Source organism: Rhodococcus sp. 06-221-2 (assembly GCF_002258365.1).
GTDB lineage: Bacteria > Actinomycetota > Actinomycetes > Mycobacteriales > Mycobacteriaceae > Rhodococcoides > Rhodococcoides fascians.
Genome location: NZ_NOYJ01000003.1, coordinates 109671 through 122836, shown reverse-complemented (window position 1 = coordinate 122836; position 13166 = coordinate 109671). Strand labels below are relative to the sequence as shown.

At 60.3% G+C, this 13166-nt stretch carries 2 protein-coding genes; both read right to left on the bottom strand.

The window, feature by feature from the left end; all coding sequences use genetic code 11:
* Nucleotides 1-13: 13 nt before the first annotated feature.
* Nucleotides 14-1477, bottom strand: coding sequence for a methylmalonyl-CoA mutase family protein (locus tag CH281_RS00725; RefSeq protein WP_032364855.1), 1464 nt, complete (start codon nt 1475-1477; stop codon nt 14-16).
* Nucleotides 1446-13058, bottom strand: a complete 11613-nt coding sequence (locus CH281_RS00720; RefSeq protein ID WP_254923896.1) for a non-ribosomal peptide synthetase — start codon at nt 13056-13058, stop codon at nt 1446-1448. Before CH281_RS00720 ends, CH281_RS00725 begins: the two co-directional genes overlap by 32 nt.
* Nucleotides 13059-13166: the final 108 nt, after the last annotated feature.

Here is a 13166-nt window from a genome sequence, read left to right as displayed (position 1 = left end):
CGGTTAGATGCGGTCATTTCGATTCGAGCCCTTCTGCCACCGCCCGTTGCATTTGGCCGATGCTGGCCCGAGCCCGTGCTGCTGCGATCATCGAATTCATGACATTGCGGCCCGCGGCCACGTCATCGGTCACAGCACGTAGTTCTGCGCTACAAACCCCGCGCTCGAAGGGACGGCGGCGGCCCGGTACGACACCCGAACGCAGTTGCCTTTCAGTGAGCCACTCCTCTTCTTCGGAACTCTCGGCTTCGACGACGCCGACGACGGGGCCGCGGGTGGCGTAGGCCATGTCGTCAATGCGCGATTCCAGCCAGCCACTGCGCAGACAGTCCAACAAGCCACCATGGGCAGCGATGTCATCTAGCCACCCCGTAGCCTCTGCTTCGATTTCATCGGCGATGCGAGCTATTGCCTCGGACCCGCCGAGGGGGTCGACGTATCTGGCTAGATCGGTTTCCTTCAAGATGATCTGCTGAATCCTCAGCGCAATGCGTGCCGATAGCTGCCCAGGCGTTTGTTCGGCCTCGTCGAAGCCGCACACATGCAGAGACTGCACCCCGCCGAGGACGGCCGCTACGGCCTGAATGGTCGTACGCGCGATGTTGTTGAGCGGTTCGGAGGCGGCGAGAGCGGAGCCGAAAGTATTGACCTGAACACGCATGCGGCTCGACTTCGCGTCAGCAGCGCCGAAGAGGTCCACCATGCGGCGGGCATACATCCTGCGTAGGACACGGAACTTGGCCGCCTCGGCAAGAACCTCCATATGGGTCCCAAAGATGAAGCTGAGCCGGGGTGCGACCTCGTCGACGGTAAACCCCCGCTCCAGCATCCCTTGCAAGTACGTCTCCGCATCAGCGATGCCGAGCGCCACTTCCATTGCTCGGCTCGCACCGGCTTCACGGGCGTGTCCACCCGAGATCGATACCGGATTGACCTTGGGCAAGTTGCGTATGCAGTACTCGATAACGTCTAACGAGAAGCGGAAGCTGTCGTCCAAGTCGAACACGAACGCCTTGCGAGCCGCGTGCTCTTTCAGCATTTCGTTCTGCAAAGTGCCACGTAATAGCGCAGGGTTGACGCCTGATTCTTCGGCAACCACGATCCATAGGGCCAAGATCATCGGTGCGGTCGCATTGATGGTGAAAGAGACTGACACCTGATCCAGCGGTATTCCGTCGAACACTGCGGCCAAGTCGTCGACGGTGGACACCGAGACCCCGGCGCGACCGACCTCACCGGCAGCCGTTGGATCGTCCGGGTCGAGTCCGAGCTGGGTGGGCAGGTCGAAAGCCAACGAAAGACCTGTCTCGCCTTGGTCGAGGAGATAATGGAACCGCCTATTGGTGTCTACGCCGTCGCCAAGCCCAGCCAATTGCCTGATCGTCCATGGCCTAGACACATAGCCCTTGGGATGAATACCTGCCTCATAAGGAAACTCGCCTGGTTTACTCATAATCGTCGCCTTCCAGTTCTGCACGCAGCCGGTCGCCGTAGGCGTCCAACGCATCGGGACTCAACATGTCGTTGTGTTCGCACTCCACTGCGATCTCCGTGACTGGACGAGCGATAAAACGTGTCCAGTCTCTTGAATAACCTGGATCGCGTTCGTGATCGCTTCCCTGGAACACCACAGCGCCGCCCCCGAATAGGTCCGGTGTGTGGCCGTGCCAGAGGTCAGAATTGAATCGGAGATTGCGAACGACGTGGCTGATCATCCAAGCTGGCGGAATAGCTGCGCCGAGTGACGAATGAGTTTCCAGCCATTCCGTGGCCTGCTCGTAAGAGGTCAATTCTTTCAGATCGGGCAGGTCGACGTTCTTGGACACGAAATGCCGCAGGACGTCGGTCTCATTGAAATCCGCGTCTGGCGAGCGTGTCGTACCGGGTTCTACTAGAGCTGCGTCCAACAGTATTAGCCGACGTACGTGCGCCCCTCTCCGTTCCAGCACGGTAGCCATCTGGTGGGCGACGACACCACCGAAGGACCATCCCAGCAGGTCGTAGGGCCCATCGGGCTGGACTGACTGGACGAGGTCGGCATACTCGCCGGCCATTTCGCGGACCGTACGCGGACGTTCGCCGTCGACGGTTTGCTGAATAGCGAATATTGGGCGCTGCACGATGCTTCCCAAGGCGCGGTACGCCCAGCTGACGCCCCCACCAGGGTGTATGCAGAAAAGTGGACGCCCTGGCCCTCGGCACAACTTCACGACCTGAGGTATCTCGTCGGAACTGGACCAGTTGAAGAGTTGTTTGCTCAGGCCCGCTACGGTGGGGGCTTCCATGAGTGCACGGACGCTGATTTCACAGTCGAAGGTTTCCTGCACGGCGGCTACGACACGCATCGCAGAGAGCGAGTTGCCGCCCAGGTCGAAGAAGGAGTCGTCCACGCTGACTCGCGGCAGGTCGAGAACCTTCGTGAAAATGCCGGAGATAATTTCTTCAACCGGAGATGACGGCGCTCTGTGAACGCCGCTGGCGAATTGCGGCTCGGGCAACGCCCATTTGTCCAGCTTGCCGTTGACAGTTAACGGCAACTCGTCGATGACCATCACCACGGCCGGAACCATGTACGCAGGCAATCGCGCGGCAACTCGTTCGCGCAGCGCCCCACCATCGATTCCCGCAGACACCTCGGTAGGTACGACGTAGCCAATCAACTGCTTGCCGGTATCGGTATCACGGGCCACCACTGCCGCACGCTCCACTCCGGTCAAGGCAGCGAGTGTTGCTTCCACTTCACCGATTTCGATGCGGTAACCACGAATCTTCACCTGATCGTCAGAGCGACCCACATACTCCAGCTCGCCGTCGTGATTCCAACGAACCAGATCGCCGGTGCGATACATCCGCGAACCCAAAGGGCCGAGCGGACACGCGACGAATCGCGATGCCGTCAAGCCCGGCCGTCGCACATAACCGCGTGCCACACCCCGCCCCGCGACATACAACTCACCAACCACACCGATCGGAACCCGCCGCAAACCGGAATCCAACACAAACAACGCATCACCCGGCACCGGCGTACCGATAGGAGCTCCATGACCAGGCTTCATGGGCGCACTCATAGAGGCGTAAACGGTGCTTTCGGTAGGACCGTAGGAGTTGATCATTTCTCGGCCTGAAGCCCACCGATCGACAAGTTCGGGCGAGCACGCCTCACCCCCCACAAAAATGGTCCTCAATGCGCTCAGCCGCTGCGGTGACAGCCGGCCGAGGGCGGACGGGGTCTGGGTCAGAACCGAAACACTTTCGTTCACAAGTAGGTCATGAAAGTCGGTGGCAGAGTTGGCCGTGTCCTCAGAGGCTATGACTAAGCGGCCACCGTGCAGCAGAGCGCCCCACATCTCCCACACCGACACATCGAACGAGTACGAATGGAACATCGACCACACCTGTCCTGGCGACAATTCGGACGTCCGTGCGGGTCTGGTGAACAGTTGCGTCACGTTCTGGTGGGTGACCGAGACGCCTTTGGGTGTGCCTGTCGTTCCTGAGGTGTAGATGACATAGGCCGTCAGTTCTGGATGGGGGAATGGAAAGGTGACAGTGGGAGGTTCGACGGTGACCCTGCCCCCGAGGGTCACGACTGCCACTTTGCTCTCATCGACCCGGTGCAATTGCGCTACCGTTGTCACTATTGCTGCTGGTTTGGCGTCTTGTAGAACGAATGCCAGGCGCTCGTCAGGGGTGTTGATGTCGATCGGCAAGTAAGCAGAACCCAGCTTCAGCACCGAAAGTATGGCTATCACAGTGTGTTCCGAACGTGGCAGCAACAGTGCAACAACGTCCTCTACTCCCACCCCACGCCCAGCCAACAAATGAGCCAACTGCGTCGATGTGTCGTCCAACTCCTGATACGTCCACGACCGACCCTCGAACACCACCGCTATGACGTCCGGCCGCACCCTCACCTGCTCGGCGAACAACTCCGGAATCGACACGCCAGCAACGGACTCCGTCACAGCCGACCTGTTACCCAGTACGTCCAGCTGCGTCAGCTCATCCTCACCCAGGATGTCGAACGAAGCCAAAGGACGATCCGGGCCCGCCGCCATCGCAATCAATAGTGTCTGGAGCCATACCAGGATTTGCTTGGCCAACCGCTCGTCGAGGACCGCCATGCGGTATTCCAGCCGCACCCTCAGCTGTGGACCGGGCCAGATCTGTAAGGCGATTGGATAGTGAGTGAACTCGCGACTTGAGGCTATGCGTACGCTCAGTCCGTTTGTCTCGAGCTGCCCGCCGGACATCCTCAGTGGGTAGTTCTCGTAGACGAAGAGGGTGTCGAACAGTTGTTGATGTCCCGCGGCGCGCTGGATATCGGCCAGGGCCACGAACTGGTGGTCTAGCCCATCGTGGTAGTCGTCCCGCAGCATGCCGATCAGTTCAGCCGTGGTCGTCGTCGCGGTCAGGGATGCTCTTACCGGGACGGTGTTGATGAACATGCCCACCGCCGACTCGCTGCCGAACAGTTCTGCTGGCCGCCCCGATACGGTAGTGCCGAAGACGACGTCTCCGCTGCCAGTCAATGCGCCCAGCAGACGGCCCCAGGCGGCCTGTAGCACGATGTTCATGGTCGTGTTTTGCGAGCGAGCCAACTGCTCAACAGAACGCGTGACGTCGATAGGGAGGTCGACTCGCAACAGCGATCGCGCATCAGTGAAGCGATCTCCTGGATCTAACAAGGTCGGCGTTTGAAGTCCCGCCAGCAGCTTCTGCCAATGCCGCCGCGCCGCGCTCCAGTCCTGGGCGGATAGCCACTCGACGTAATTTCGGAAGGTGGGCGCGGGTGCCAGAGTCTCCCGTTCGTAGACGGCGAACATCTCTTTGAGCAGAATCTGGATTGACCAACCGTCCACCACGATGTGATGGACGGATAGCACCAGCGTGTGCTTATTCGTCCCAGTCTGATGAAGGAGAATCCGTAGCGGTGCCTCATCTACGAGGTTGCCGCAGGCGGCGAGCTCTGCATCCAGCAGCCTCTGATCGCACTCGTAGCCGTTAACTACCGTCCACGGTATGTCTGGGCGTGTCGGAATGATCTGCACCGGCTCGGGGAAACCCTCGGAGACGAACCGAGCCATTAGGTTGGGGTGGCGTCCGACGACTGTATGAGCGGCCTCGCGCAAGCGCGGCACGTCGAGTACGCCAGCAATCTCGATACCCAGTTGCACGGTGTACAGCTCTACGGGTTCATTACTGCCGGAACGGCGATGGAAAAGCAGCCCGGTTTGAAGCGGAGTCAGCGGGAGAAGGTCTGCTGGTTCCACGATTTGTGCGAGTTGATCGATCTGCCGCTGATTGACCACCGCCGGCAGGACGTCGGAGGGAGTCAGTCCTCCGCCGCCGTTCTGCACGTACGCCGCAATTCCAGCTAGAACGTCATACCAGCGCGCGTACAGCTCGGTGATATAGGAGCGATCCACCTGTGTGCTCGTCCAACTCCAGGACACGTGTAGTTCTGACTGCGAACCTTCGGCTAGCACGGCTGCATTGATGCCGACTGTGTGCGGCAACAGCATCGAGCGGGAACCAAAGCGTCGAGCATCAGGCGATTCAGTCGGTCCGAGGATCCGCCAATCTTCGAGGGGTGCGTCGAGCTGGCTCACGCTGCGCCGGCCGAGGTAGTTGAAGCCGATGGCGGGATCTACGCCAGACAGATTGTTGGTGCCTAGATACTTGAGAAGACCGTAGGTGATTCCGTCGGGGTGGGCACGCAGCTGTTCCTTGGCGTCCTTTATCCAGATACCCATGTCCGAGCCCCCGGTCAGAACAGTGTCACGGTCCATGGGTACGACGTTCAAAGCGACCGGGTGCTTTGCGGTGAACCATCCGACGGTGTTGGTCAAATCGATCCCACTGCCGATTTCATCGCGACGTCCGTGGCTCTCCACGTCGATGCGGAAAGGGACGTCGAAGTGCTGGTGCTGTTCAGCGAGGGCAGAACCGAGTGCGATGAGCAGCAGATCCTGAACGTTGATGTGCAGAGCCGCAGTCACGTCGGTTACCAGCACTTCGGTTAGCTCCGTGTCGATGCTGACCGACAGATGCTCCACATCGCGCCAGATACCAGGAGTCGGGTGCGGGCTGGGCAGCAGGGTGGCAACGGCTTCAATGCGCTGCCAATGCGGAAGCTGGTCAGTGACTTTCCGCTCGGCAGCGTACTGCGCCAACATCGTTGACCACTCACGGAACGAGGTGCCGCTGGCATCCAGGGTAATTTCTCGCCGCTCGGTGAGGCAGCGCCAACCCGTTGCGAGATCCCTTTGGATGATTCCCCAGGAGACCGCGTCGACCGCGAGGTGGTGGACGATGAGCAACAGCTGGCGGGTGCGCTCAGCCCACAGCCCATGCACCATGGCTCCTCGACGCGGGTCAAGACGGCTCAAGGCATTGGCAAACGTGGTATCGGAGAAGTCCACGACGGGGGTTACACAGTCGGCTGCGCTGATCGAGCCTGTTGGTAGGACGATGCAGTTGTCCGCGTCCTCAGTCGGGGCGTTGTCCACCTGCAACCGGAGCATGGCGTGCCGATCGACCAATGCCTGTAGTAACAACACCACGTCGCTGTACTTCGCCTGCTGCGGCCCCTGGAACAACATGGTTTGGTTGAACTCGTCTGTCGGTGCCGTGAGAGATGCCAGCCACCGCATGATCGGCGTTGCCGTGACGGGCCCAGCCTCAGCCGGCCGAAGGAGAGACTGCTCCGGGACCGAGAGCTGGAGAGCGTGGGCAAGTCGTGCCACGGTTCGCTCCACCAGGATGTCGCGGGGCTTGCAGTACAAACCGACTTGCCGGGCCCGGGACACCACCTGAATGGACGAGATGCTGTCGCCGCCTAGATCGAAGAACGAATCGTCGACTCCAACTTTCTCCACATTCAGTACGCGCGCGTAGATGTCAACCAGGCTCTCCTCGAGTGGAGTAGTCGGTGCTCGGTATTGGTTCGATTGTCCTAGTTGAGGTACCGGAAGCCTCTTTTTGTCAAGCTTGCCGTTACTCGTCATGGGCAATGCATCGAGGACCACGACCGCCGCAAGCGACATATATTCGGGCAGCCACGCGTCGGTCAAGCGGCGCAATTGGTTGCCATCCAACTCGCCCGCCCAGTCTGTGTGGGGAACGACGTAGCCGATCAGCCGTTTGTACCCTGGGTGGTCCTCATGGACGACGACCGCAGCCTGTCCTACTCCGGGGGCCGTCCGGAGCACCGATTCGATCTCACCGATTTCGATGCGGTAACCACGAATCTTCACCTGATCGTCAGAGCGACCCACATACTCCAGCTCGCCGTCGTGATTCCAACGAACCAGATCGCCGGTGCGATACATCCGCGAACCCAAAGGGCCGAGCGGACACGCGACGAATCGCGATGCCGTCAAGCCCGGCCGTCGCACATAACCGCGTGCCACACCCCGCCCCGCGACATACAACTCACCAACCACACCGATCGGAACCCGCCGCAAACCGGAATCCAACACAAACAACGCAGTGCCGGAGCCAGCGGCACCGATCGGCACTGCCCCTGTAGGGACTAGCGGTTCGGTCATCGAAACGTAGACGGTGCACTCGGTCGGGCCATAAGCATTGATCACGGCTCGCTCAGGCGTCACCCATCGCTCGATTAGCTGGGCTGGGCACGTCTCTCCCCCGAGTAGAAGTAGCGCGATCGACGGTAGCCCCTCGGGAGACAGCCGTGCCAACGCCGACGGTGTCTGGGTCAGCACCGTTACTTCTTCGTTTACGAGCAGGTTATGGAAATCGGAAGGAGAGTAGGCAACCTCTTCGGGAACCACGACCAGCCGTCCCCCGTGCAGAAGCGCGCCGCACATCTCCCAGACCGCGAAGTCGAATGCGTATGAATGGAACAGCGTCCATACGTGGTGGTGGGGTTCCAGAGTGCCGGTGGTCGGGTCCTCGACATTGGCGAGGCGCGCGATGTGGGTAGCGATGAGGTCATTGACGCCGCGGTGGGTGACCGAGACGCCTTTGGGTGTGCCTGTCGTTCCTGAGGTGTAGATGATGTACGCGAGGAGGTCAGCATTCGGCACCGGCAACGTCGTCGTCGGCTGTTCAGCGACCTTGGGATCCTCGACATCTATCAGTGGGACCCCGGACTTACTGACGCGACCAGCGAGGCTCACCGTGGTCAAAATCGCGGCCGGCGCAGCGTCTTGTAGAACGAATGCCAGGCGCTCGTCAGGGGTGTTGATGTCGATCGGCAAGTAAGCAGAACCCAGCTTCAGCACCGAAAGTATGGCTATCACAGTGTGTTCCGAACGTGGCAGCAACAGTGCAACAACGTCCTCTACTCCCACCCCACGCCCAGCCAACAAATGAGCCAACTGCGTCGATGTGTCGTCCAACTCCTGATACGTCCACGACCGACCCTCGAACACCACCGCTATGACGTCCGGCCGCACCCTCACCTGCTCGGCGAACAACTCCGGAATCGACACGCCAGCAACGGACTCCGTCACAGCCGACCTGTTACCCAGTACGTCCAGCTGCGTCAGCTCATCCTCACCCAGGATGTCGAACGAAGCCAAAGGACGATCCGGGCCCGCCGCCATCGCAATCAATAGCTGCTGCCACCGAGCCGCCATGCGCTTTACGGTCTCGGCGTTGAAGATGTCGGTGCGGTACTCGACGATTCCGCTGATCCCATCGGGCTGACCGTCCGCAGTGAACCGCTCGCGCAGGCTGAATGCCAGGTCCATTCGAGCGGCTCCGATGTCGACTGACGCCGTCTCCACGTCGAGACCCGGCACCGAGATGTCGGGGACCGGGTCGTTCTGCCAGGCGAACAGGATTTGGATCAACGGATGGTGAGCCTGCGTACGGACCGGATTGAGGCGCTCGACAAGCGCATCGAACGGCACATCTTGGTTCGCGAACGCGTCCAGGCTCCGCTCCCGTACCTCCTCCAACAAATCACCGAAGTTCATCTCGGCTGAAACCCGCGTACGCAACACCAGCGTGTTGACGAAAAACCCGACCATGCCGTCAAACTCGGTTCGCCCCCGCCCCGCCGTCGGCACCCCGAACGCCACATCCGCGCTCCCGCTCAAACGCGCCAACAGCACCGAAAGCGCCGCCGACATCACCATGAACGTCGTCGCATTGCGTTCCCGCGCGATCCGCTGCGCCAATTCATGGAAATCCGCGGGCAGGTCGACGACGACTCGACCCCCATTCGTGTCGGTCTCCGCCGGGTACGACCGGTCCGTGGGAAGCTCCAACCTGCTGGGTAGATCTTTCAGGGCGTGTTCCCAGAATTTCAACTGCCCGGCGAGCACGCTTTGCGAATCCGCTTCGTCACCCAGCAGAGCGTGTTGCCAAAGCGTGTAGTCGGCGTACTGGACGGGAAGTGGCGACCAGGAAGGCGACTCGCCCGCAGCGCGGACTCCGTAGGCGCTCCATAGGTCACGCAGGAGCGGAGGAAGTGACCCCCCGTCGACTGCAATGTGGTGCATGACCACGACCAGACGATGGTCAGTGGCAGACACGACAAACAGCGCCGCGCGGAAAGGAAGGTCTTCGGCTAGGTCGAAAGCATGCTGACCCCGAACACGCGCTGCGTCGGATATTTGAAGTTCCGTCCAGGTGGTGGCGTCAATGATGTCCCAGTCGAAGTCAGTCTCAGCTGCAAGGACACGCTGCTCCGGCACACCAGCCACCGCTGGAAACACTGTCCGCAGACTCTCGTGCCGCTCCACAACATCAGCGATCGCCGCGCGCAGCGCACAGACATCCAAAGAACCGGTAATCTGAATCAGTAGCGGTATGTTGTACGTCGCCGACTGCCCTTCCATCTGGTGGATGAACCACAGCCGACGCTGAGCGAACGACAACGGCAATCGCTTGGGACGAGCTACTGGGACCCATGCCACGCCGCCACCCGGCGATCCACCCACCAACCGTGCGAACCCCGATACCGTTGAGGCTTCCCAGAGCGCCTTCACGCCGATCGATGAATCAAACGACTCCTGCACGGCCGCGATCACTCGCATCGCCGATAGCGAATTTCCGCCGAGGTCGAAGAACGAGTCGTCCACCCCTACCCGCGGTAGGTCCAGCACACGCGCAAAGATTTCAGCCAAAATTCCCTCAACCAAGGTCGACGGATTTCGGTAGGATCCGCCTGCGAACTCTGGATTCGGCAATGCCTGCTTGTCTAACTTGCCGTTGACCGTAAGCGGTAGGTCATCGACGATCATCACCACTGTGGGGACCATGTACTCCGGTAGGTGCGCGGCCACATCACCACGCACCACAGCACCATTTACTTTTGGACCGGTCTCCGCAGGTACGACGTAGCCGATCAGCTGCTTGCCCGAACTCGAAGACCTCACCACGACCGCGGCGCGCTCCACCCCCGCGACACGGGAAAGAGCAGCCTCGACCTCACCCGGTTCAACACGAAAACCACGGATCTTCACCTGGTCGTCCGAGCGGCCCACATACTCCAGCTCGCCCTCGCGGTTCCACCGCACTACGTCACCCGTCCGGTACATCCGCGAGCCCGGCGGGCCGAGCGGAGAAGCAACAAACCGCGACGCCGTCAGCCCCATGCGTTTCAAGTAGCCCAGGCCGACACCATGACCTGCCACATACAACTCTCCGACTACTCCTACCGGCACGCGGCGGAGACCGGTATTCAATACGAAGAAGGCAAGGTCAGCAAGCGGACCGCCCACGGGACTGACATGGCTGTCGAGGTCAGAAGAAACGATCCTCCGGAACGATGCGTGGACGGTGGTCTCTGTGGTGCCGTACATGTTGATCAGGTGCGGCCAGGAATCCAGCTGATCTAGCCAAGGTCGCAACTTCGACGGTTCGAGAGCTTCGCCTGCGAAGACAATCGCTTCTAGACCGCTCAGCCGAGACTCGCCCGGCCGGCGCATGTCGACTGCCTGCAGAGCATAAAATGCTGACGGTGTCTGACTCAGAACGGATACGTTCTGGTCTCGCAGTAGTTGATGAAAGTCGTTGGCGGACTGGGCAATTTCTCCAGGTACGACAACCAGTCGGCCACCGTGTAGCAGCGCGCCCCACATCTCCCATACCGACACATCGAACGCGTAGGAGTGGAAGAGTGACCACACCTGGTTTGAGGACGGCACGAACCCCGGAGCCGTCGAGCTGAACAATCGCGTGACGCTCGCCTGGGTAACGGCAACCCCTTTGGGGACACCGGTGGTACCGGAGGTGTAGATGATGTACGCGACTTGGCCGGCCTCTGGCGCAGGCAGAGCCGTAACCGGCTGCACGGCAATCGCGTCGTCGTCGACATCCACAACTTCGATACCAAAACAGTCTACCCGGCAAGTCAGTTCGGCAGTGGTCACGAGGGCAGCTGGAGCGGCATCGCCCAAGATGAACGCCACCCGCTCATCGGGGTGCTTGATGTCAATGGGTACATAGGTTGCGCCCAGTTTCAACACTGCCAGGATCGCGATTACTGTCTTGTTGGAACGCGGGAGCATGAGAGCAACAACTTCTCCTCCGCGTACCCCACGAACGGCTAGTAGATGTGCCAGTTGCGTGGAGGCCTCGTCAACTTCCCTGTAAGTCCATACCTGATCCTCGAAAACCATGGCGTGCGCTTCCGGCGCTCGATTCGCCTGTGCTGCAAACAGTTCGGCTATGGATATACTGGCGGCAGTCTGAGAGTGCGCAGAACGATTGCCCAGGCGGTCAAGATGAGTGTGTTCGTTTCTGTCTAGTACGTCGATCGAGATGACTGGCTGGTCGATCACGGCGATCATCTCGGCGATGATTCGCCCAAGCCTGACGATCATGGTCTCGACCGATGCAGCGTCGTAGACATCAGAGCGGTACTCGACCACTCCGTCGATTCCCTGCGGCTCGCCGAACTCGGAGTACCGCTCCCGGAGACTGAAGGTCAAGTCCATCCGGGCCTGTCGAGAAATGGTGGGTACCGCCTCTGCCAGCACCCCCGGCAAGTCCAACTCCGTGGAGATCTGGTTCTGCCATCCGAGCATGACCTGGACCAGTGGGTGATGCGATTGTGACCGAGCAGGTTTGACGAGATCCACCAGCGCGTCGAACGGGACATCCTGGTGGGCCAATGCGTCCAAAACCGCGTCCCGTACTTTTTGCAAGAGGCGACGGAACGTCGAACTGGCAGACACATCAACGCGGAGCACTACTGTGTTGGCGAAGAAACCGACCATCTCCGCAAGATCAGCGTCACGTCGGCCCGTAGTTGGAACACCGAAAGCGACATCGGAGGTGCCGCTTAGTTCGGACAACAGCACCGCCAGCGCCGTCGAAATCACCATGAAGCCGGTAGAACGATGCTCCCGGGCCAACTGTCGCACCTGCTCTTGCATCGACACGGGCCATTCGATGGGGATTCGATTGCCTCGATAGTCGGCCACGACCGGATAAGGGCGGTCGGTTGGGAGCTCAAGCCGCCCCTCGTATCCGGCTAGCGTGTTCTTCCAGTAAAGGAGGTGCCGGCTCAGCGCACTGTCGGGGTCGGACTCGTCGCCGAGCGACTCACGCTGACGGAGCGTGTAATCCCGATATCGCAATGGCAACGGCACCCAGGCAGGCACCTCTACGCCCACATGGGCCCTGTACGCCAGCCCGACGTCGCGTACGAGGGGCGTGAGGGACTGGCCGTCTGACGCGATGTGATGCATCAGGAGCACCAATACATGCTGATCGGCCGATAGTCTGAAGAGCTGCGCTCGGAACGGAATCTCAAAGCTGAGGTCGAATTTGTATCCCACTGCCTGTGCGACTGCATCGTTCAACGCGTCTGTCGACCACCCTGACGCTTCGACTACGTCCCAGCCGAAGTCTGCGTCGGCCGAGCCAAGAACACGCTGCTCCGGCACACCCTCATGGGAGGGGAAAACAGTCCGCAAACTTTCGTGTCGACTCACGACATCGCCGATTGCCCTGCCCAGCGAATGAACACTGAGCTCACCAGTCAGGCGTAAGACCAGAGGAATATTGTAAGTTGACGACAATCCCTCCAACTGGTGGATAAACCACAGCCTACGCTGCGCAAAAGACAACGGGATCAATGCTCAACCCTTTCAGCGCCCAGCAAAACACTTCCTTGCGAACCACTCGGGTGACCACCCTCAGCGTTAGATTCAGACCCGAAATATTTCATCAGCAAG